23 protein-coding genes and 1 other annotated feature are annotated in these 23,149 nt (G+C 37.4%); of the genes, 19 read left to right on the top strand and 4 right to left on the bottom strand.

The window, feature by feature from the left end; genetic code table 11:
* Positions 1-3: 3 nt before the first annotated feature.
* Both aspS and ACLBWW_RS03600 read left to right on the top strand, forming a co-directional pair.
* On the top strand, positions 4-1,779 hold the full coding sequence (gene aspS / locus ACLBWW_RS03605; RefSeq protein WP_046958824.1) for an aspartate--tRNA ligase: 1,776 nt from the start codon (positions 4-6) through the stop codon (positions 1,777-1,779).
* A gap of 338 nt (positions 1,780-2,117) precedes the next feature.
* The gene (locus tag ACLBWW_RS03600) at positions 2,118-2,885 is read left to right on the top strand and encodes a tRNA threonylcarbamoyladenosine dehydratase (RefSeq protein ID WP_000903181.1); all 768 of its coding nucleotides are present in this window, start codon (positions 2,118-2,120) and stop codon (positions 2,883-2,885) included.
* A gap of 511 nt (positions 2,886-3,396) precedes the next feature.
* Here the strand turns inward: ACLBWW_RS03600 and ACLBWW_RS03595 are convergent.
* Entirely contained in the window at positions 3,397-4,038 is a 642-nt protein-coding gene (locus tag ACLBWW_RS03595) for an RsfA family transcriptional regulator (protein WP_048541421.1), read from the bottom strand.
* Positions 4,039-4,075: 37 nt separating this feature from the next.
* Positions 4,076-5,362: a replication-associated recombination protein A gene (locus tag ACLBWW_RS03590; protein ID WP_000812941.1), complete on the bottom strand. Its 1,287-nt coding sequence runs from the start codon at positions 5,360-5,362 to the stop codon at positions 4,076-4,078.
* Between the two features lie 292 nt (positions 5,363-5,654).
* Between ACLBWW_RS03590 and cymR the strand changes: the two genes are divergently transcribed.
* From cymR to ACLBWW_RS03555, 7 genes are all read left to right on the top strand, one after another.
* A complete protein-coding gene (cymR, locus tag ACLBWW_RS03585; protein WP_000704116.1) occupies positions 5,655-6,071 on the top strand; it encodes a cysteine metabolism transcriptional regulator CymR in 417 nt (138 codons plus the stop codon).
* Between the two features lie 35 nt (positions 6,072-6,106).
* Positions 6,107-7,252, top strand: a complete 1,146-nt coding sequence (locus ACLBWW_RS03580; protein ID WP_048541423.1) for a cysteine desulfurase family protein — start codon at positions 6,107-6,109, stop codon at positions 7,250-7,252.
* Between the two features lie 16 nt (positions 7,253-7,268).
* Entirely contained in the window at positions 7,269-8,384 is a 1,116-nt protein-coding gene (gene mnmA / locus ACLBWW_RS03575) for a tRNA 2-thiouridine(34) synthase MnmA (protein ID WP_048541425.1), read from the top strand.
* A gap of 110 nt (positions 8,385-8,494) precedes the next feature.
* A complete protein-coding gene (locus ACLBWW_RS03570) occupies positions 8,495-9,154 on the top strand; it encodes a tetratricopeptide repeat protein (RefSeq protein WP_000066397.1) in 660 nt (219 codons plus the stop codon).
* Between the two features lie 96 nt (positions 9,155-9,250).
* Positions 9,251-11,587 carry an SF1B family DNA helicase RecD2 gene (gene recD2, locus ACLBWW_RS03565; protein ID WP_048541427.1) on the top strand — a complete coding sequence of 779 codons (2,337 nt, stop codon included), beginning with the start codon at positions 9,251-9,253 and terminating at the stop codon, positions 11,585-11,587.
* A gap of 127 nt (positions 11,588-11,714) precedes the next feature.
* Positions 11,715-11,903: a hypothetical protein gene (locus ACLBWW_RS03560; RefSeq protein ID WP_000469281.1), complete on the top strand. Its 189-nt coding sequence runs from the start codon at positions 11,715-11,717 to the stop codon at positions 11,901-11,903.
* 18 nt (positions 11,904-11,921) lie between these two features.
* A complete protein-coding gene (locus tag ACLBWW_RS03555) occupies positions 11,922-12,050 on the top strand; it encodes a YrzQ family protein (protein ID WP_001053553.1) in 129 nt (42 codons plus the stop codon).
* Positions 12,051-12,085: 35 nt separating this feature from the next.
* On the opposite strand, the gene ACLBWW_RS03550 is transcribed toward ACLBWW_RS03555, so the two are convergent.
* The gene (locus tag ACLBWW_RS03550; RefSeq protein WP_000242555.1) at positions 12,086-12,298 is read right to left on the bottom strand and encodes a hypothetical protein; all 213 of its coding nucleotides are present in this window, start codon (positions 12,296-12,298) and stop codon (positions 12,086-12,088) included.
* A 176-nt stretch (positions 12,299-12,474) separates the two neighbouring features.
* On the opposite strand from ACLBWW_RS03550, the gene ACLBWW_RS03545 reads away from it, so the two are divergent.
* On the top strand, positions 12,475-13,542 hold the full coding sequence (locus ACLBWW_RS03545; RefSeq protein WP_048541428.1) for an AI-2E family transporter: 1,068 nt from the start codon (positions 12,475-12,477) through the stop codon (positions 13,540-13,542).
* A 38-nt stretch (positions 13,543-13,580) separates the two neighbouring features.
* Here ACLBWW_RS03545 and ACLBWW_RS03540 read toward each other — a convergent pair whose 3' ends face one another.
* Positions 13,581-13,925: a PH domain-containing protein gene (locus ACLBWW_RS03540; RefSeq protein WP_048541430.1), complete on the bottom strand. Its 345-nt coding sequence runs from the start codon at positions 13,923-13,925 to the stop codon at positions 13,581-13,583.
* Positions 13,926-14,136: 211 nt separating this feature from the next.
* Positions 14,137-14,356: a binding site (T-box leader), on the top strand.
* Positions 14,357-14,396: 40 nt separating this feature from the next.
* On the opposite strand from ACLBWW_RS03540, the gene alaS reads away from it, so the two are divergent.
* The 9 genes from alaS (at position 14,397) to udk (ending at position 23,118) form a co-directional block, all read left to right on the top strand.
* Positions 14,397-17,039, top strand: coding sequence for an alanine--tRNA ligase (gene alaS / locus ACLBWW_RS03535; RefSeq protein ID WP_048541432.1), 2,643 nt, complete (start codon positions 14,397-14,399; stop codon positions 17,037-17,039).
* A 76-nt stretch (positions 17,040-17,115) separates the two neighbouring features.
* A complete protein-coding gene (locus ACLBWW_RS03530; RefSeq protein ID WP_000348590.1) occupies positions 17,116-17,382 on the top strand; it encodes an IreB family regulatory phosphoprotein in 267 nt (88 codons plus the stop codon).
* 3 nt (positions 17,383-17,385) lie between these two features.
* Entirely contained in the window at positions 17,386-17,799 is a 414-nt protein-coding gene (ruvX, locus tag ACLBWW_RS03525) for a Holliday junction resolvase RuvX (RefSeq protein ID WP_001221204.1), read from the top strand.
* 12 nt (positions 17,800-17,811) lie between these two features.
* Entirely contained in the window at positions 17,812-18,090 is a 279-nt protein-coding gene (locus ACLBWW_RS03520; protein WP_000392246.1) for a DUF1292 domain-containing protein, read from the top strand.
* Positions 18,091-18,310: 220 nt separating this feature from the next.
* Entirely contained in the window at positions 18,311-19,381 is a 1,071-nt protein-coding gene (gene mltG / locus ACLBWW_RS03515) for an endolytic transglycosylase MltG (RefSeq protein WP_048541434.1), read from the top strand.
* 202 nt (positions 19,382-19,583) lie between these two features.
* On the top strand, positions 19,584-20,225 hold the full coding sequence (locus tag ACLBWW_RS03510) for an O-methyltransferase (protein ID WP_046956307.1): 642 nt from the start codon (positions 19,584-19,586) through the stop codon (positions 20,223-20,225).
* A gap of 7 nt (positions 20,226-20,232) precedes the next feature.
* The gene (locus ACLBWW_RS03505; RefSeq protein WP_000742789.1) at positions 20,233-21,162 is read left to right on the top strand and encodes a peptidase U32 family protein; all 930 of its coding nucleotides are present in this window, start codon (positions 20,233-20,235) and stop codon (positions 21,160-21,162) included.
* Positions 21,163-21,180: 18 nt separating this feature from the next.
* Entirely contained in the window at positions 21,181-22,461 is a 1,281-nt protein-coding gene (locus ACLBWW_RS03500) for a peptidase U32 family protein (RefSeq protein WP_000217969.1), read from the top strand.
* An 18-nt stretch (positions 22,462-22,479) separates the two neighbouring features.
* Entirely contained in the window at positions 22,480-23,118 is a 639-nt protein-coding gene (udk, locus tag ACLBWW_RS03495) for a uridine kinase (RefSeq protein WP_000537082.1), read from the top strand.
* Positions 23,119-23,149: the final 31 nt, after the last annotated feature.

Genomic DNA, 23,149 nt, shown 5'->3' with positions numbered 1-23,149 from the left:
ACAGTGGCTGAAAGAACACATGCATGTGGAAAAGTAACAGTAGAAGCAGTTGGACAAACAGTTCAATTAAAAGGTTGGGTACAAAAACGCCGTGATTTAGGTGGATTAATCTTTATCGACTTACGTGACCGTACAGGCATCGTGCAAGTTGTATTTAATCCAGAAACATCAAAAGAAGCGTTAGAAATAGCAGAAACTATTCGTAGTGAATACGTATTGCACGTAGAAGGTACAGTTGTTGAGCGTGGTGAAGGCGCAATTAATGACAATATGGCAACGGGTCGTATTGAAGTACAAGCAACGAAAGTAAACGTATTAAATGCAGCAAAAACAACGCCAATCATTATTGCTGATGATACAGATGCATCAGAAGATGTGCGTTTAAAATATCGTTATTTAGACTTACGTCGTCCTGCAATGTTTAACACATTCAAAATGCGTCACGACGTAACGAAAACAATTCGTAACTTCTTAGACACAGAAGAGTTCTTAGAAGTGGAAACACCAATTTTAACGAAGAGTACACCAGAAGGAGCTCGTGACTATTTAGTACCAAGTCGTGTACATGATGGTGAATTCTATGCGTTACCACAGTCTCCACAATTATTTAAACAGCTTCTTATGGTCGGCGGATTTGAGCGTTATTATCAAGTAGCACGTTGTTTCCGTGACGAAGATTTACGTGCAGACCGTCAACCAGAATTCACGCAAATCGATATCGAAGCTTCATTCTTAACACAAGATGAAATTTTAGATATGATGGAGCGCATGATGACGAAAGTTATGAAGGATGCAAAAGGTGTAGAAGTGAGTGCGCCATTCCCTCGTATGAAATATGCTGATGCAATGGCTCGTTACGGTTCTGATAAGCCAGATACACGCTTTGAAATGGAACTAACAGATCTATCTGAATTTGCAGTAGGTTGTGGTTTTAAAGTATTTACAAGTGCTGTAGAAAGTGGCGGACAAGTAAAAGCAATTAATGCAAAAGGTGCTGCGAGCAAATACTCTCGTAAAGATATCGATGCATTAACTGAATTCGTAAAAGTATACGGTGCAAAAGGTCTAGCTTGGCTTAAAGTGGAAGAGGACGGCTTAAAAGGACCGATTGCGAAATTCTTCGGTGAAGAAGAAGCAAACGCGTTAATGGCTACATTAGAAGCTACTGCTGGCGACTTATTACTATTCGTAGCAGATAAGAAGAGCGTTGTCGCAGATAGCTTAGGTGCACTTCGTTTACGTCTAGGCAAAGAGCTTGAGTTAATCGATGAAAGTAAATTTAACTTCCTATGGGTAACGGATTGGCCACTTCTTGAGTACGATGAAGATGCAGATCGTTACTTCGCAGCTCACCACCCATTCACAATGCCATTCCGTGAAGATGTTGAGCTATTAGAAACAGCACCAGAAAAAGCACGTGCACAAGCATATGACCTTGTATTAAATGGTTATGAGCTTGGCGGTGGATCACTTCGTATTTACGAGCGTGACGTACAAGAAAAAATGTTCAAAGCACTTGGATTCTCACAAGAAGAAGCACAAGAGCAATTCGGATTCTTATTAGAAGCATTCGAATACGGTACTCCACCACATGGTGGTATCGCATTAGGTTTAGACCGTCTTGTTATGTTACTTGCAGGCCGTACGAACCTTCGTGATACAATTGCATTCCCGAAAACAGCAAGCGCAAGCTGCTTATTAACAGAAGCTCCAAGCCCAGTTGCAGAAGCACAGCTTGAAGAGTTAAACTTAAAATTAAGCTTAAAAGAAGAGAAGTAAGAATAAAGTCTAGATGGTTATACTATAGCCGTCTAGACTTTTTTTTGAGAGGTTGTTTAAAAAGTCCGGTTTAGATAACTGTCGCATCTCATCGTTACGTATGCTAGTCCGGTGCTCGAGTAGTACTTCTACACTGCGCTCCTCCTAGCACACGTGCCTCGATCTGCTCGGTTCTCTTAAGCGTATATTGAAAGGGTTGTTTAAAAAGTCCGGTTTACACTATGTTTTTATTCTCGAAATATGTATTTTTAGGAATTCTATAACTTTTTCTATACAAATAGTCGGAAAAACGCTAGAATACATGATAGACCATTTTTGTAATAGGAGTGTAGAGCTGAATGTTACATCAATTTTCACGTAATGAATTAGCCTTCGGTAAAGAAGGACTTGAAATATTAAAAAATAGTACAGTCGGTATTTTAGGAATTGGCGGCGTAGGGTCATTTTCGGCAGAGGCGTTAGCACGCTCTGGCGTAGGACGTCTCGTATTAGTCGATAAAGACGTTGTAGATATTACAAACGTAAACCGTCAAATTCACGCGTTAGTATCTACTGTAGGACGTTCAAAAGTAGAATTAATGAAAGAGCGTATCGCAGACATTAATCCAGAGTGTGAAGTAATTGGACTAGAAATGTTTTATACTGATGAAACATATGAAGAGTTCTTCAAACATGGATTGGATTTCGTAGTAGATGCATCTGATACGATTACGTTCAAAATTCATTTAATTAAACAATGCTTACGTCGAAAAATTAAAATTATCTCATGCATGGGTGCAGCAAATAAAATGGACCCAACTCGTTTCCGTATTGCGGACATCTCTAAAACACATACAGATCCAATTGCGAAAGTAATTCGTACGAAGCTTCGTAAAGATGGTATTAAAAAAGGTGTAAAAGTTGTCTTCTCTGACGAAAACCCAATCGTAATTCGTGAAGAAGTACGTAAAGAAATCGTACCAGACGAAAATGCAAAAATTCGTAAAGCGAAATTACCACCTTCATCAAATGCATTCGTACCATCTGTGGCAGGCCTAATTATGGCAAGTCACGTTGTACGTGAACGTATTAAAAACGTTGAAGTGAAGCGTGTAGGGCAAGAATAAAAAGAAAGCATATATCCGTCTAGGGTATATGCTTTTTCTAATTATGTTTTAAAGAATCGCAGATATTTGCAATACTAATAATTCGAATGTAAGTAATCCTAATAAAGAATAATCGTATTTATCCGACTTATAGGCGGAAGTCTTTTTTAAACTCTGAATGGTAAAAACTCCTAATGTTAGAACGAGAATACCGAGTGTTATTTTGAAGACTACTAATGAAATGGCAATCAGCTCCTTTCAATCGTATATGTTTATAGTAACATTTAAGTTAAATATATCTAATTAACCCTATAAATTTCCTTTTATGACAAATCGACTTGTTTTGTCAATATTTGTTGGTAAATCGATATCTCTTGTCGAATAGTTGATATAATTAAAAAAATCGTTGATATATTGTAAGTTACGATAGATATATTTGAAAAATCGTCGATATAATTTCATTTACCAATATATCATTCACAGAAAAAATAAACAGGGATGTCACTTAGTCAAAAAAGTGACATCCCTGTTTTTAATTCTCTGCAGAATAAATAATATCTAAATTTCCATTTTGATCTGTTTTGAAAATGGGAGCGATCTGTTCTTCTTGTTCTTCAACCGAAACGAGTTTTCGAGCACGGTCCATAATTCTAACAAGCATTGCATAATCTTCTTCGATTGCTTGTTGTTTTTTTGAGAGTACCGCTAATTTTGCTTCCAGTTCATGATTCGTTTTTTTCAAAGTCGTGAGCTGAGCTTGTAATACTTCATTTTCAGTTTGTAACTTTGCGAGTGAAGGGTTGGTATGCTCTAAGTTTTGCAAAAACGAGATGACATGTTGCATTGTAAGATCCTGTTTGTTTGGCATAATATCTTCTGAGAACTCGGCATCAATTACGAGTTGTTTCGTTTGCGTGAAATGCTCTTTTTCTATTTTAGCTTCAGAGCGTTTTAATTCTTTACGTTGTTTTTTTGCAAGTTGCACCGCATCTTCGTAATTCGGTCTTACTTCAGCATTCCATCTAAATCCGCAAGCTGCGGAAGTGCGGTTCAATGTATCGCCGACTTCATCGAATGCTTTTATTTGTGTGCTACCGCTGCGAATATGTCGTAAAACAGTTTCTGCTAAAAGGAGATCGTCTTCTTTTGTCCATGCATCTTGACGTGTTTTCATAAGCGAAGCCTCCATAATGGTGACGTTTTCGCTTAGGTTACCCTTTATTTTTCGTTTTATTCGAACTTTGTAATCTTTCATATACAGTAGAAAGTGCTTGCTCAAATTTTCCTGTCGTTTTCGGTTTATAATATTGTTTGTTTTTTATTTTATCAGGTAAGTATTGTTGTTGTACCCATCCATTTGGATGGTCGTGTGGATACAAGTATCCAATGCCTCTTCCAAGTGATTCTGCGCCTTTGTAATGACTATCTTTTAAATGACTTGGAATGTCGCCTGTTTGACCGTTACGTAAATCGTGTAATGCAGTATCAAGTGCTTTGTAAGCTGAGTTTGATTTTGGTGATAAGCAAAGCTCGATAACAGCATTTGCAAGTGGTATGCGTGCCTCCGGGAATCCAACTCGTTCAGCGGATTCTATAGCTGCTAGTGTACGAGGTCCGGCTTGCGGGCTAGCAAGTCCGATATCTTCATATGCCATAATAAGAAGACGTCTACCAATGCTTTGTAAATCACCAGCTTCAATAAGACGTGCTAAATAGTGAAGTGCTGCATTTACATCACTTCCGCGTACCGATTTTTGAAATGCCGATAATACGTCATAATGAGCATCACCGCCTTTGTCGTGAACGAAGCTCTTTTTTTGCAAGCATTCTTCTGCAATTTCTAGCGTAATTACCGCAGCTTTTTCGTCCGTTGTAAAGCTAGATAAAACAGCTAGTTCAAGTGCATTATAAGCAGAACGCATATCTCCACCAGATGCATTTGCAAAGTGATGTAATGCTTCCGGCGTAACCGTTACATCATATTCCCCAAGACCTTTTTCTTTATCTTCAAGTGCTCGTTTTAAGCCAATTAAAAGATCATCTTCTGTTAATGCGTGTAATTCGAAGATTTGACAACGACTTCGAATAGCAGAATTAATAGCATGGAACGGATTACTCGTTGTTGCACCGATTAAGGTAAGGAGTCCGCTTTCTAAATGAGGTAATAGAAAATCCTGTTTTGCTTTATCTAGACGGTGTACTTCATCTAAAATTAAAACGAGGTGTCGATGCATCTTTGCTTCTTGTACGACAACTTCCATATCTTTTTTATTATGAGTAACAGCGTTTAATAGGCGAAAAGGGGTTCCAGTACTTCCTGCAATTGCGCTCGCAATGGATGTTTTTCCTGTGCCTGGAGGGCCGTATAAAATCATAGATTGAAAATGATTTGCTTGGACCATTCGCCATAAAATTTTTCCTTCACCAACTAAATGTTGTTGTCCGATAATTTCTTGAATATTTGTAGGGCGCATTCGATGTGCGAGTGGTTGTTTCATTTTTACCGTCTCCCTTAATGTATAATCTCTTTCTATCGTATCATTTTTTTTAGTGGAATTTGAAATAGGATGCTGTTTTGTGGAAAAAATGAATATAAATATTTTCATTTTTCTTTCAATTGTAATAATTTCCGAGTTTTTCAATGTGATTTTATGTTATCATTTTGATACACAAGTTGAAATTTCTTATAATACTATATTATGCTATAATTTCATAGGATTTTAAATTGTGTTCTTTTATAAATAAGATATAACCAATAGAAGTGAAAATTTGAAAAGAGGTGCAAAATAGATGAAGATTTCAACGAAAGGCCGCTACGGCTTAACAATTATGATCGATCTTGCAAAAAAGTTTGGTGAAGGTCCAATTTCCTTAAAATCAATTGCGCAGGCACATGATTTATCGGAACATTACTTAGAGCAATTAATTTCACCACTTCGTAACGCTCGTCTAGTAAAGAGTACGCGCGGGGCATATGGCGGATATGTATTGTCTGATCAGCCAGCTAACATTACAGCTGGGGATGTAATCCGTGTATTAGAGGGTCCGATTAGTGTTGTAGAAATGATAGAAGAAGAGGAACCGGCACAACGCCAATTATGGATGCGTGTTCGTGATGCGGTGCAAGAAGTGTTAGATAGTACAACGTTAGAAGATTTAGTACGTTATGAGGAAGAAAATCACGGGGGCTATATGTTTTACATTTAATTCCTTGTGAAACGATTTGGAAAGAAGGAGATTTAATGGAACGCATTTACTTAGATCATGCTGCGACATCTCCGACTCACCCAGAAGTGGTCGAAAAGATGATTCCATATATGACAGAAACATTCGGAAATCCGTCTAGTATTCACTTTTATGGACGTCAAACGCGCCATGCAGTAGATGAGGCGAGACGCGCGTGTGCACGTAGCATTCATGCGAATCCGAATGAAATTATATTTACGAGCGGTGGTACAGAAGCTGATAATTTAGCACTTATCGGTGTAGCACGTGCAAACCGTCATAAAGGTAACCATATTATAACGACGCAAATTGAACATCATGCAATTTTGCATACGTGTGAACTGTTAGAGCGTGAAGGGTTTGAAGTGACATATTTACCTGTCGATGAAACAGGACGCGTTCAAGTTTCTGACATAAAAAAGGCATTAACAGAAGAGACAATTCTCGTATCTGTTATGTTTGGGAATAATGAAGTTGGGACGATGCAGCCAATTGCGGAAATAGGTAAGTTGTTAAAAGAGCATCAAGCTTATTTCCATACAGATGCGGTACAGGCATACGGTTTAGTAGAAATAGATGTGAAAGAGTTTGGTATTGATTTATTATCAATTTCAGCTCATAAAATTAACGGGCCAAAAGGTGTCGGGTTCCTATACGCTGGTGCAAATGTGAAATTTGAACCGTTATTAATAGGCGGGGAGCAAGAAAGAAAACGCCGTGCTGGTACTGAAAATGTACCGAGTATTGCCGGGCTTCAGCATGCGATTTTGTTAGCTGAAAAAACTCGTGAGCAAAAAAATGCCCAATATGAAGAGTTTAAAGATATAATGGTATCTGTCTTCAAAAATGAAGGCATTACTTTCGAGGTAAACGGAAACTTAGAATATCGCTTACCACATGTGTTTAATATTAGTTTTACAGGAATGAACATTGAACCGTTTCTTGTGAACTTAGATTTAGCTGGCATTGCAGTATCAAGTGGTTCGGCTTGTACAGCTGGTTCGATTGATCCATCACATGTATTAGTAGCGATGTTCGGAAAAGACTCCGATCAAATACGTTCATCCGTACGCTTTAGTTTCGGACTTGGAAATACGAAAGAGCAAATTGAGAAAGCGGCGTACGAAACAGTGAAAATCGTGAAGCGATTAACACAAAATTAGCATGGGAGGTGACATGATGAACAAACTACCTCAAGAAACACGCGTTGTCATCGGGATGTCCGGTGGCGTCGATTCATCTGTAGCAGCTCTTTTATTAAAAGAGCAAGGTTATGATGTAATCGGAATTTTTATGAAAAACTGGGATGATACAGATGAGAATGGTGTCTGCACAGCAACAGAAGATTACAATGATGTAATTGAAGTGTGTAACCAAATTGGCATTCCGTATTATGCAGTAAACTTTGAAAAACAATACTGGGATAAAGTATTTACGTACTTCTTAGATGAGTACCGAGCTGGTCGTACACCAAACCCAGATGTAATGTGTAACAAAGAAATTAAATTTAAAGCATTTTTAGAGCATGCGATTGCGCTTGGTGCTGATTATGTAGCGACAGGTCATTATGCACGCGTTGCTTATATGGACGGCGAATATAAAATGCTTCGCGGCGTTGATGATAATAAAGACCAAACGTATTTCTTGAATCAATTAAGCCAAGAGCAATTATCAAAAACAATGTTCCCATTAGGTGAATTAAAGAAACCGCAAATTCGTGAAATGGCGACAGAAGCTGGTTTAGCGACAGCGGCGAAGAAAGATAGTACTGGTATTTGCTTTATCGGTGAGCGTAACTTTAAAGATTTCTTAAGCAACTATTTACCAGCGCAACCAGGTGTGATGCAAACATTATCTGGTGAAGTGAAAGGGAAGCATGACGGTTTAATGTACTATACAATTGGACAACGTCATGGCCTTGGTATTGGTGGTAACGGTGATCCGTGGTTTGCTGTTGGGAAAAACTTGAAAGAAAACATTTTATATGTTGATCAAGGATTCCATAACGAGCTTCTATATGGTGATGAAGTTATTGCTACGAATATCGGCTGGGTAAGTAATGAAGCGAAAGAAAAAGAATTTAAGTGCACAGCGAAATTCCGTTATCGTCAAGAAGACAATAAAGTAACGGTTCAAATCGTTGATGAAAATACAGTTCGTATTCTTTGTGATGAGCCAATTCGTGCAATTACACCAGGACAAGCAGTTGTTTTCTATGATGGAGATGAGTGCTTAGGCGGTGCTACAATTGATGAAGTATATCGTAGTGGTAAGAAATTGGAATATTTAGGATAAAATGAGAAGCCTCTGCCGATTAGCGGTTAGAGGTTTCTTTTACATAAAGCGAATTTTCGTTCGCTTGGAAAATACATTCTTTGTTATAATTTGTTGTAGAGGTGAAGGACATGTCAAACAAACTTGAAACAGGTATTCAATATATGCAAGAAGGAAACTGGGAAGAAGCTGCTAAAAATTTCACAGAAGCAATCGAAGAAAATCCGAAAGATGCGCTTGGATACATTAATTTTGCGAACTTATTAGATGTACTAGGTGATAGTGAAAGAGCAATTTTATTTTATAAACGTGCATTAGAATTAGATGATAAATCTGCGGCTGCTTATTATGGATTAGGAAATGTATATTACGGTCAAGAGCAATTTGCGGAGGCAAAGGCTGTATTTGAACAAGCGATGCAAGCGGGATTACAATCAGCTGATGTAACATTTATGTTAGGTATTACACATGTGCAGCTTGGAAATGATCGTCTTGCACTTCCATTTTTACAAAGAGCAACAGAATTAGATGAAAACGATGTAGAAGCTGTGTTCCAGTGCGGACTTTGCTTTGCACGTTTAGAACATATTCAAGAGGCGAAACCTTATTTTGAAAAGGTATTAAAAATGGATGAAGAGCATGCAGATGCGTATTATAATTTAGGTGTTGCGTACGTATTTGAAGAAAATAACGAGAAGGCTCTTACTTTATTTAAGAAAGCAACTGAAATTCAGCCAGATCACTTTTTAGCTGGTAATGGTGTTCGTTTATTGGAGCAAGAAGCTGAATAAGATGAAAATATAGTTTAATGGGTAGTTATCCCTCATCTAAATAGGTGGGGGATGTACTGCTCATTAAAGTGAAACGAACCGGAAAGGAGAGGAAAGATGGGAAATCAACATGCAATGGATTTGTTTGAGGAAGATAAAAAGTTTATAAAAGCGCAAGTTCTTCATACCATTTTCCACAACGAAGAAAACCTCTATTCCGTTGTCAGTATGAAAGTCATTGAGACGAATGAAACGTACGACGAAAAAAAAGTGATGATAAACGGTCATTTTCCCCGCATGCATGAAGATGAAGTATTTACATTGACAGGGCATTTTAAAGACCATCCGAAGTATGGGAAACAATATTTAGTTGAAACATTTAAGAAAGAATTGCCGCAAACAAAAGCTGGTATGGTGCAATATTTAGCGAGTGATTTATTTAAAGGGATAGGAAAGCGTACAGCTGAAAAAATTGTGGATCATCTTGGGGAACATGCCATCTCTAAAATTATGGATGATCCGGATGCGTTAAATGGTGTTGTCAATAAGCAAAAAGCTCAAGAAATATATGAGACAATTGTTGAACATCAAGGACTAGAGAAAGTAATGAGTTTTTTAAATGGTTACGGTTTTGGAACGAAGCTTTCTATTAAGATTTACCAGCAATATAAAGAGATGACATTAGAAGTGATTCGTAATAATCCGTATAAGCTTATTGAAGAAGTGGACGGGATTGGATTTGGAAGAGCGGATGATATAGGACGTGCGTTAGGTATATCGGGTAATCATAATGACCGTGTACGTGCGGGTTGTTTTTATACGTTAGAGAATGTTTCATTGCAACTTGGTCATGTTTATATGGGGAAAAATCAACTTGTAAGAGAAACGATGTCACTTTTAAATAATCAAGAAGGAAGAGTGACCGAGGAAGACATTGTAGCTTGCGTTGAAATGATGCAAAGTGAAGGGAAAGTTATCATAGAAGAAGAACGAGTGTATTTAGCATCGTTATTCTACTCAGAAAAAGGTGTTGTAAAGTCTATTCGCAGGCTTATGAATCAGGAGGAAACACCCTCATTTCCTGAAGCAGAAGTGTTAAAGACGTTAGGTCAAATTGAAGAACAACTGAATGTACAGTATGCACCGTTTCAGCAAGAAGCGATTCAAACGGCACTTCATAAACCGATGATGTTATTGACAGGTGGACCAGGAACAGGGAAAACAACAGTTATTAAAGGAATTGTTGAAATGTATGCGTCACTTCACGGGCTATCGTTAAATCCGAATGAATACAGTGACGATAATCCATTTCCGATATTATTAACGGCCCCAACAGGAAGAGCAGCGAAGCGAATGAGTGAATCAACAGGGCTTCCAGCTTGTACAATTCACCGTTTACTTGGCTGGACCCCAGAAGGGTCTTTCCAGCGTAATGAAACGGATCCGGTACAAGGGAAATTGCTTATTATTGATGAATTTTCAATGGTTGATATTTGGCTTGCAAATCAGCTGTTTAAATCATTGCCGACTAACATTCAAGTTATCGTTGTAGGTGATGAAGATCAATTACCATCTGTAGGACCTGGACAAGTGTTGAAAGATTTATTGAATGCAGGTGCAGTTCCAACAGTGAAGCTTACTGAAATTTATCGTCAAGCGGAAGGCTCATCTGTTATTCAACTCGCCCATGCGATAAAAAATGGAACGCTCCCACCAGATTTAGCGCAAAATCAAAAAGATCGTTCATTTATCGGCTGTACAGGAGCTCAAATTGTTGAGGTTGTTAAGAAGGTTTGTGAAAATGCTAAGACAAAAGGGTTTAGCGCAAGAGATGTACAAGTACTGGCCCCGATGTATCGTGGCCCTGCCGGTATTAATGTACTAAACGAAGCGTTGCAAGAAGTGTTTAATCCGAAAAGGGAAAAGAGTAAAGAAATTGCTTACGGTGATGTTGTATACCGAAGAGGCGATAAAGTACTGCAACTCGTTAATCAACCGGAGAGTCAAGTGTTTAATGGTGATATCGGAGAAATTGTTTCGGTGTTTTATGCGAAAGAGAACGTTGAACAACAAGATATGATTATCGTTTCATTTGATGGAATTGAGGTAACGTATACAAAGCCAGACTTAAATCAAATTACACATGCCTATTGCTGTTCGATTCATAAATCGCAAGGTAGTGAGTTTCCGATTGTGATTATGCCGATAGTGAAAAGTTACAATCGTATGTTACGTCGTAATTTAATTTACACTGGTATTACAAGAAGTAAAAAGTTCCTCATTATTTGCGGGGAGGAAGCAGCTTTCCAATCTGGTGTAAATCGCCTTGATGATGCAATGCGTCAAACGACTTTAGCGAATCGTTTGCAAGAATCGCAAGGAGAAGTACAGATGGTAACAGTTAATGGCGAAGAAATGGACGTGGAAAACATTTCACCGTATGATTTCATGTAACAAGGTGAAATTATATAGTGAAACTTTCAAACGTATATCGTTGAAAGGCTCCAGTAATGTATAAATGAATGCGGTTTGGACATAATGGCGAATAGAATCTGGGAGACTGTAAGGAGATGAAAGCCATATGTTCATTTGTCCAAATTGCAAAGGGAAAGACATTGGAAAAATAGGTGTCAACCAATTTTATTGCTGGAATTGTTATATCGAATTATCGGTTTCAAAAGGGAAAATCCATACGCATCAAGTAGAGGAAGATGGTTCATTAAGCTCTCTTGATGATTTATTTGATGAGAACGAAAGAACGATCGGATAACGAAAAGGGGGATTTACTTTGAATCTACGCAATTCATTAATCGCATTAGGTGTTGGAGCGGCAGCATATCAATATGCTCGCAAGCAAGATGTATTTTCAAAACGCAATATGAAAAAAGCACGTAAGATGATTAAATCTTATTTATAAGCGCAAAAAACTCCCTTCATAATAAGGGAGTTTTTTTATGCACTTGTATGTAAATATAAAAGTCCAATTTCAGAGAAGAGATAAGATAGGCCGTAACATCCAACGCCAAGCATTCCGTAATGAAATAACTGCTTCGCCCTTTCTTTTCGCGAGGAACGAATAAAGAAACCTTTCCAAATCCCAAACCCGATACAAACCCATTCAAGAATCATAAAAAGTGCTGATAATACGAGCATAAATAAAACCATTGTTAGCCCTCCTGATTATATTGTTTCATGCTGCATTCTCAGGGGTGGTTGTCCTTGTTATGTTATGTATATGTATGTCTTTACAAAACAGTATGGTCTGCACGAAAAGATTTTAAAACTTTTGCACATAACCTACCCTGTTTATTTTCAAAATAAAGGTGGAGGAGGTTTTTCATGTGAAGAATCTTAAAATCATTTGGATATATCGTTTAGGGTTATTGTTACTTGTATTTCTTTGTTTACTTGTCTTTTTAAAAATTAAGCCGCTATGGGCACCGATTATTTTTGTATTTAAAGTGGCAATTACACCGTTTCTTATTGCATGCTTTATTGCGTATTTATTGCATCCTTTAATTGAAAAAATTCATAAAGAAGGGATGCCACGTACACTTGCTATCTTGCTTATTTACATCCTTTTCTTTGGCGGAATTGGTTATGGGATTTATAAAGGAACGCCAGTTGTTATTAAACAGTTACAAGAGATTAATGAACAATTTCCGCAGTTTACAAAAATGTATGATTCTTGGATGGATGGCGTCACAGAACAAACAGCAAATTTCCCATCATTTATTCATGAAAAGGTGAAACAAATTTTTGTTGGTGTAGAAACGAAGATACAATCACTTTTAAATAAAGTGATGAGTACGGCTCGTGGCGTACTGGATTCGTTGCTTATTATTTTCTTAATACCGTTCATTGTATTTTACATATTAAAAGATTACGGTGAATTTTATCACATCTTTTGGAAACTAGTCCCAAGTAAGTGGCGTAGTACAGGGCAAATGCTGGCGAAAGAAATTGATAAGTCACTCGGAAGTTATATTCGAGGACAGTTGTTTGTTTGCTTAGTATTAGGGGGAGTATCTGTTCTTTCCTTTTGGTTTATCGGTATGAAATATCCACTATTACTCGGCATTATTATTGGGGTAACGGATATAATCCCGTACTTCGGTCCTATTTTAGGGGCGATTCCGACATTGATGATTGCGGCAACGGTATCAACGAGTTTACTCATTAAGGCGGGAATTACGATTGCTATTTTGCAGTTTTTGGAAAGTAACATTTTATCACCTTACATCGTTGGTAAGTCACTTCGTATGCATCCTGTTATTATTATGCTTGCATTACTAGTTGGAGGAGAGATAGCTGGGATTGTAGGATTATTAATATCAGTTCCAATTTTAGCGGTTATTCGTACAGTGATTGTTCATGTAAGACCTCTTTGGAAAAAAGAAGATGTGTAATATGAAAGCCCTCTACTTATAAAAGTAGAGGGCTTTCATTATGTAGAGAGTTGCTCGTGTATTTGTTGAACGAGAGAGCTTACATCATTTGTTTGAATATGCTTTATTTTTTTCCATTCATTATCGTACATAAATATAATTTGATTGCTGAAAAGCCGCTTTTGCTCTTTTAGATTAGAAATGTTTGCAAAAGAGTACTCTTCAAATATTGGGTTCTTACTTACATCTGGTCCATAAAAGAAGAGCCGTTTGTTCGTTAAAATTAACAGTCCTGGTCTTGCAACGGAACGATAAATAAATATATCTAATGAACAGGCAGTGTAAAATAATATCGTTTCGTCAGTCGTTAATATGTTTTTAGCCTTGTTCAATAAAGTTGTCATTTTGCTCACTCCTTTATTATTGATAATTTAATTATAACAAAAAAATAATATTCTGAAAAAAATATAGAGGTAGTACAATTTATTAATAAATGCATAATATATTGAAAGGCTGTTAAGAATGAATAGTAGAATAACTATGGTTAATGCAATATAAATGATTATCTACATTGACAAACTTAAGAGAATTCTATTATATTTAGTCATATAATACATTAAATCAATGACGGAAAAAGTACGTTACAGTCCATTTATAGAGAGAAGCTTCCATATGGCTGAAAGAAGCTTTAAATGAAGGGTAACAGAAAGCTAATCCTGAGAGCAGCTAATCACTGCCGTCTTGCCACGTTACGGCACCATGAGGTGATGAATTGATTGTTATAATAATCAATTCATAATTAGGGTGGTATCGCGAGTTAACTCTCGTCCCTTTTATAGGGGCGGGAGTTTTTTATATTTAAGGAGGAAAATACAATGAAACAACTAACAGGCGCACAAATTCGTCAAATGTTTTTAGACTTTTTCCAAGAAAAAGGACATGCAGTAGAACCTAGTGCATCACTAGTTCCGCATGAAGATCCATCTCTGTTATGGATTAACAGTGGTGTAGCGACATTAAAAAAATATTTTGATGGACGTGTAATCCCGCAAAATCCACGTATTACAAATGCCCAAAAATCAATTCGTACAAACGATATTGAAAACGTAGGGAAAACAGCTCGTCACCATACATTCTTTGAAATGTTAGGAAACTTCTCAATCGGTGATTACTTTAAAGAAGAAGCAATTACTTGGGCTTGGGAATTCTTAACGAGCGACAAATGGATCGGATTCGATAAAGAATTACTATCAGTTACAATCCATCCAGAAGATGAAGAAGCATTCACAATTTGGAATGAAAAAATGGGTGTTCCAAAAGAGCGCATCATCCGTTTAGAAGAAAACTTCTGGGATATCGGTGAAGGACCAAGCGGACCGAATACAGAGATTTTCTATGACCGCGGAGAAGCTTATGGTAATGACTTTAGTGACCCAGAATTATATCCAGGCGGAGAAAACGAGCGTTACTTAGAAGTATGGAACCTTGTATTCTCTCAATTTAACCATAATCCAGACGGATCATATACACCGCTTCCTAAGAAAAACATCGATACAGGGATGGGTCTAGAGCGTATGACATCTATCGTTCAAGATGTGCCTACAAACTTTGATACAGACTTATTCATGCCGATGATTGGCGCAACAGAATCAATTTCTGGTGAGAAGTATCGTAATGGTGACTTAGAAAAAGATATGGCGTTTAAAGTAATTGCTGACCATATCCGTACAGTAACATTTGCTGTAGGTGACGGTGCTCTTCCATCTAACGAAGGCCGTGGTTATGTATTACGTCGTTTATTACGCCGCGCGGTTCGTTATTCGAAAAAATTAAACATCAACCGTCCATTCATGTTTGAATTAGTGCCGGTTGTTGGAGAGGTAATGAAAGACTTCTACCCAGAAGTACTTGAAAAGAAAGATTTCATAGCAAAAGTTGTGAAAAATGAAGAAGAGCGTTTCCATGAAACACTTCATGATGGGGAAGCAATTTTAGCTGAAGTTATCACAAAAGCAAAAGAAGAAAAAACAACTGTTATTTCTGGAGTAGATGCGTTCCGTCTATATGACACATATGGTTTCCCGATTGAATTAACAGAAGAATATGCAGAAGAAGCTGGTATGACAGTTGATCAGGAAGGCTTTGAAAGTGAAATGGAAAAACAACGTGAGCGCGCACGTGCTGCTCGTCAAGACGTTGATTCTATGCAAGTTCAAGGCGGTGTCCTTGGAGAAGTGAAAGTAGCGAGCGAGTTCGTTGGTTACGGTACAGTTGCAACAGAAAGTAACGTTGTTGCACTTGTGAAAAACGGCGAATACACAGATAGCTTACAAGCTGGTGAAGAAGGGCAATTAATGCTTGATGTAACACCATTCTATGCTGAGAGCGGTGGACAAATTGCAGACCGTGGTTACCTTCTTGCTGACGGCGTGAAAGTACTTGTAAAAGACGTACAAAAAGCACCAAATGGTCAAAACTTACACAAAGTTGTTGTTGAAGAAGGTACATTAACGAAAGATGCGGCTGTGAAAGCTATTATCGACACGAAAAACCGTAGTAGCGTTGTGAAAAACCATACAGCAACTCACTTACTACACCAAGCATTAAAAGACGTACTTGGAACGCATGTTAACCAAGCAGGTTCTCTTGTAACTTCTGAACGTTTACGCTTTGATTTCTCTCACTTCGGTCAAGTACAAGCTGACGAATTAGAAAAAATTGAGCGTATCGTAAACGAGAAAATTTGGGAAAGTATTGATGTTGAGATTTCTCAAAAAGCAATTGAAGAAGCGAAAGAAATGGGCGCAATGGCATTATTCGGTGAAAAATACGGTGATGTTGTACGCGTTGTACAAGTAGGCGATTATAGCTTAGAGCTTTGCGGTGGTTGTCACGTTGATAACACAGCTTCAATTGGTATTTTCAAAATCGTTGCTGAGTCTGGTATCGGTGCAGGAACGCGTCGTATTGAAGCAGTAACTGGTAAATCTGCATACGAATTAATGAACGATCAAGTAGGTTTATTAAAAGAAGCAGCAGGAAAAATGAAAACAAACCCGAAAGATATTTTAACAAGAGTGGATGGTTTATTTGCTGAAGTAAAACAACTTCAAAAAGAAAACGAATCTCTTGCTGCAAAATTAAGCAATATTGAAGCTGGAAACTTAACTGATTCAGTAATGACAGTTGATGGCGTAAACGTATTAGCAGCGAAAGTAAACGTTGCAGATATGAACAACTTACGTACGATGATGGATGACCTGAAAAATAAATTAGAGTCTGCAGTTGTCGTATTAGCGTCTGTAAATGATGATAAAGTAAACATCTTAGCTGGCGTAACGAAAGATTTAATTAGCCAAGGTTACCATGCTGGTAAACTTGTGAAAGAAGTAGCTTCTCGTTGTGGCGGCGGTGGTGGTGGCCGTCCTGACATGGCTCAAGCAGGCGGTAAAAACCCAGCGCAAGTTGAGGAAGCTTTAGCATTTGTACAAGAGTACGTTAAATCTGTTTCAAAATAAAGAGATAGTAGTGTACAATGGTAGGGAGAGGAGAAGTTCTTCTCCCTATACTTACTATATAAGTGAGGTGCTTGAAATGGACGGTTTTGATAAAACAATGAAGTTTAGCATTCAAGATGAAAAACAGAGTGTCCATGTAAATGATGTACTTTTAACTGTGTATGATGCACTTCAAGAAAAAGGCTATAATCCGATTAACCAAATCGTCGGTTATTTATTAAGTGGAGACCCAGCATACATACCTCGCCATAAAGATGCACGAAGCATCATTCGCAAGCTTGAACGTGATGAGTTAATTGAAGAGCTTGTGAAGTCGTACTTGAAACATCATCGTGAGGAGTAGTTTATGCGGATATTAGGTTTAGATGTAGGTACAAAAACAGTCGGAGTTGCAATGAGCGACGAAATGGGCTGGACAGCGCAAGGGCTGGAAACAATCAGGATTAACGAAGAACGAGGTCACTTTGGTTTTGATCGTATTTCTGAGTTAGTAAAGCAGTACAATGTGGACAAAATAGTAGTAGGTTTACCTAAAAATATGAATGGTACAATTGGCCCACGTGGTGAAGCGTGCCAGCAATTTGCAGAAAACCTGCGAAATCTGTTACAATTAGAAGTTGTAATGTGGGACGAGCGTTTGTCAACGATGGCAGCGGAACGTCTGCTCATTTCAGCTGATGTGAGTCGTAAGAAGCGAAAACAGGTAATTGATAAGATGGCTGCAGTCGTAATCTTACAAGGATTTTTAGATAGTAAATAAGAGGTGACCAAAATGGAAGAAAATCAAATTACAATTGTAGACGAAAAAGGTAACGAACATTTATGTGAAATTATTTTCACTTTTGATGCTGAAAAATTTGGCAAAAAATCATACGTAGTCTTCTCTCCAATCGGTGAAGTAGACGAAGATGGAGACCAAATTTATGATGCAATGGCTTATGAGCAAAATGAAGAAGAGGGCGGAAGTTTACTTCCAATCGAATCTGAAGAAGAGTGGGAAATGGTACAAGAAATGTTCAACACTCTAGCTGATGAGCAAGAAGCTGAATAATAAGTACTGAAAAGGTGGACGACATATAGTCCACCTTTTTTTATATGTAAAATGAAAGATTTTTTGTCGAAACCGTGTAATCCTTTGTAGTATAATGAGACGGATTGTAGAAAAATAAAATGTCTATCTAAAAAAAGATAAATAAATTTATTGTGTTTTTATATCGTGTTGTATAGAAAGATATACATACGGTCTACAATTTAATTAAGGAGGAAGAGTGTTGATAGAGAATCAAGTGAAAAAAAAGCGTAGACGTCTTTTTTTATTTTCGATTATTGCACTGCTTTTAGTTTGTGGTTCAGTCTATGCGTATATTTCATCCGCATTAGGACCAGTTGATAGCGGGAATAAAAAAGAGATTGAAGTAGAAATTCCAAAAGGATCATCTACTAGTAAAATTGGTGAGATTTTAGAAGAAAAAGGTACTGTGAAAAACGGTACAGTTTTTAGTTTTTATACAAAGGCTAAATCTAAAAATTTACAAGCGGGTACATATTTATTAAATCCTTCAATGAGTGCCTCAGATGTTATTGAACAAATGTCATCTGGTAATGTACATCGTCCAGCTCTTTATAAAGTGACGATAAAAGAAGGTGCACAAGTAACTGAAATTGCAGAAACGGTTGCAAACGAATTAAAGTGGAATAAAGATGATGTCGTACGTCAATTAAACGATAAGGCATTTATTCAAAAAATGCAGCAAAAGTATCCGAAGTTGTTAACGGATAAAATCTTTGATAGCAATATTAAATATCCATTAGAAGGTTATTTATATCCTGCGACGTACTCTTTCTATAAAAAAGATACGACGTTAGAAGAAATTGTAATTCCAATGCTTGAGAAAACGAATGCAATCATTGTTCAAAACGAGGCAAAAATGAAAGCGAAAAACTGGGATGTTCATCAGCTTTTAACATTGTCTTCACTTATTGAAGAAGAGGCAACAGGCTTTACAGATCGTCAAAAAATCTCTAGTGTCTTTTATAATCGTTTGGAAAAAGGTATGCCCCTGCAAACTGATCCAACGGTATTATATGCACTTGGAAAGCATAAACAACGTGTATTATACGAAGATTTAAAGGTAAACTCACCGTACAATACGTATGTTGTGAAAGGATTGCCGGTTGGTCCGATTGCAAACTCTGGTAAACATTCAGTGGAAGCGGCGTTAGAGCCTGCACAAACAGATTATTATTATTTCTTAGCTGCACCAACTGGTGAAGTGTACTATGCGAAAACATTGGAAGAGCATAATGCATTAAAGCAAAAATATATTACGAAAAAACAGTGAAATGGGGAGGGATAGCGAAAAATGTCGCACATCCCTCTTTTTTGTGGTAAAATATATCGGGTTAAAAACTGGCAGAAGAATCGTTTTTAATATCAAAACGGGACGTACAAGCTAAGGATGAAGCTGGCTTGTATTTTTATTGCATTCTATGTGTGAAAAGACGTCATAGAGGCACTTCTCCATGTAAATAAGGAGGACCATTATGGAGGATGCAGTTAACGAGTACCTATTATCATTTATTGATCCGAAAGATAAATTAATTCTTGAAATGGAAGATTATGCGAAAGAAAATCATGTGCCGATTATGGATCGACTTGGAATGGAATTTATGTTGCAATTTTTACGTTTAATTGGACCAAAAAGCATTTTAGAGCTTGGTACAGCAATTGGTTATTCTAGTATTCGTATGATGCAAGCTATTCCAAATTCTCGCATTGTGACAGTTGAACGCAATCGTGAGCGATATGAAAAAGCACTTGAATATATAGAACGTTCATCAGTTAAAGAGCGTATTTCTGTTATTTACGGTGATGCGTTAGAAACAGGTGAGCAAGTAGAAGAACATGGAACGTTTGACGTTATTTTTATTGATGCAGCAAAAGGACAATATCGTCGCTTTTTTGACTTATATGAACCGTTATTAAACCCTGGTGGCGTAATTATTTCAGATAATGTTATGTACCATGGCCTTGTAACGACAAAAGAGAAAATTGAAAACAGACGTACACGTGGTTTAATCCGTCGTATTAAGACGTACAATGAATGGCTTATGAACCATGAAGGATATGATACAACGATTTTCCCAATTGGTGATGGAGTAGCTGTTAGTAAAAAGAGAGGGTGACCAAGGTATGAAGAAACCTGAATTGTTAGTAACGCCAAAAGCAGTAGTGGATATCGAACCTCTTGCGAAAGCAGGAGCAGATGCGGTAATGATCGGTGAGCAAAAGTTCGGTTTACGTTTAGCAGGGGAATTTTCACGTGAAGATGTGAAACAAGCTGTGAAGATTGCGCATGAAAATGGTGTGAAAGTATACGTAGCAATGAACGCTATGTTCCACAATGATAAAGTAGACGAATTAACAGATTATGTTGCATTTTTAAACGAAGTAAGTGTAGATGCAATTGTTTTCGGAGACCCAGCAGTATTAATGGCGGTCCGAGAAGTAGCGCCAAATATGCAATTGCACTGGAATACAGAAACAACAGCAACAAACTGGTTTACTTGTAACTACTGGGGACAAAGAGGAGCAAAACGCGCTGTATTAGCTCGTGAGCTTAGCTTAGATGAGATTGTTGAATTAAAAGAAAATGCTGAAGTGGAACTTGAAGTACAAATTCACGGTATGACTTGTATGTTCCAATCGAAGCGTTCCTTAGTAGGAAACTACTTTGAGTATCAAGGACGTAATCTTGACATTGAAAAGAAAAAATATGAAGAGAATATGTTCTTATATGACCCAGAGCGTAACAATAAATATCCAATTTATGAAGATGAAAATGGTACTCACATTATGAGTCCAAACGATATTTGTTTCATCGATGAGTTAGAAGAACTAATTGACGCTGAAGTCGCTAGCTTAAAAGTTGATGGTGTACTAAAAAGCTCTGCATACATTATTGAGGTAACGAAGAAATATCGTAAAGCAATTGATTTATGTGTAGAAGATCGTGATGCGTATTATGACGTGAAAGACGATTTATATAAAGAGATAGAAGAAATGCAACCAGTAAATCGTCCGTTAGATACAGGATTCTTCTTTAAAGAGACGGTTTACTAAACGAGGAGGGTGTAGGAAATGACTGTACAAGAAATTTCACGAGTAATCGATGGCAAACGCGTTATTGTGAAGAAACCTGAACTGTTAATCCCTGCGGGTAACTTAGAAAAATTAAAAGTAGCTATCCATTATGGGGCAGATGCTGTATATTTAGGTGGACAAGAATTTGGTCTTCGTTCGAATGCAGGTAACTTTACACTGGAAGAAATGGCAGAAGGTGTTGAATTTGCAAAGAAATATGGAGCAAAAATATATGTAACAACAAATATCTTTGCACATAATGAAAATATGGACGGGCTAGAGGAATATTTAAAAGGGATTGAAAAAGCTGGCGTAACGGGAATTATCGTTGCTGATCCGCTTATTATTGAGACTTGTAAACGTGTAGCGCCTTCTGTTGAAGTGCATTTAAGTACACAACAATCACTATCCAACTGGAAAGCAGCACAGTATTGGAAAGAAGAAGGTTTACATCGTCTTGTATTAGCTCGTGAAGCAAGCTATGAAGAAATGAAAGAAATTAAAGAAAAAGTGGATATTGAAATTGAAGCATTCGTCCATGGTGCAATGTGTATCGCATATTCAGGCAGATGTACGTTAAGTAACCATATGACAGCACGTGACTCTAACCGTGGTGGTTGTTGTCAATCTTGCCGTTGGGACTATGATTTAGTTCAAACAGTATCACAACATAAAGATGCAAAAGAGCTTCCTCTATTCCAAGAAGAAGATGCTCACTTTGCAATGAGTCCAAAAGACTTAAATTTAATTTTATCAATTCCGAAAATGATTGAAATTGGAATTGATAGCTTAAAAGTTGAAGGACGTATGAAATCAATCCATTACGTAGCAACTGTAGCAACGGTATACCGTAAAGTAATTGATGCGTATTGTGCGGATCCGGATAATTTTGAGTTTAAACAAGAATGGTTAGATGAGCTTGATAAATGTGCAAATCGTGATACAGCTCCCGCATTCTTTGAAGGGGTTCCAGGACATCAAGAGCAAATGTTTGGAAATCATAGTAAGAAAACAACGTATGATTTCGCTGGTTTAGTGTTAGATTATAATGAAGAAACAGGCATCGTAACGATTGAGCAACGTAATCATTTCAAACCAGGACATGAAGTGGAGTTCTTTGGGCCAGAAATAGAAAACTTTACGCAGACGGTGGAGAAAATTTGGGATGAGGATGGAAACGAATTAGATGCAGCGAGACATCCGCTGCAAATCGTGAAATTCAAAGTGGATCAACCAGTGTATGTGAATAATATGATGCGCAAAAGCATACTTCAATAAGAAAGAGTTGATAGTCGAATGGGGACGAATAAGCCTGTTGTAATTGGAATTGCTGGTGGTTCGGGATCAGGTAAAACGAGTGTAACGAAAGCGATTTTTGACCATTTTAAAGGTCATTCTATTTTAATCTTAGAGCAAGATTATTATTACAAAGATCAAAGCCATTTACCAATGGAAGAGCGTTTAAAAACAAATTATGATCATCCGCTTGCGTTTGATAATGATCTGTTAATTGAACATTTGCAGCAGTTACTTGCATATGAGCAAATTGATAAGCCTGTATATGACTATACATTGCATACGCGTTCAGAAGAAGTTATTCCAGTTGAGCCGAAAGATGTAATCATTTTAGAAGGAATTCTTATTTTAGAAGACCCACGTCTTTGTGAGTTAATGGACATTAAGCTATTCGTTGATACAGATGCAGATCTTCGTATTTTACGCCGCATGCAGCGTGATATTAAGGAACGCGGCCGTACGATGGATTCAGTTATTGATCAATACGTAAGTGTTGTACGTCCAATGCACAATCAATTTATTGAGCCTTCTAAGAAATTTGCGGATATTATTATCCCTGAAGGTGGACAAAACCATGTTGCAATTGATATTATGGTGACAAAAATTGCAACAATTCTTGAACAAAAAGTAAATTTGTAATAGCATAGTAAAAGATATACGATAGGAAGGG

The organism is Bacillus sp. M5A3_1b (genome assembly GCF_053345335.1).
Note: the sequence above shows the minus strand (reverse complement) of the source record. Positions and strands in the feature narration are given on the sequence as shown.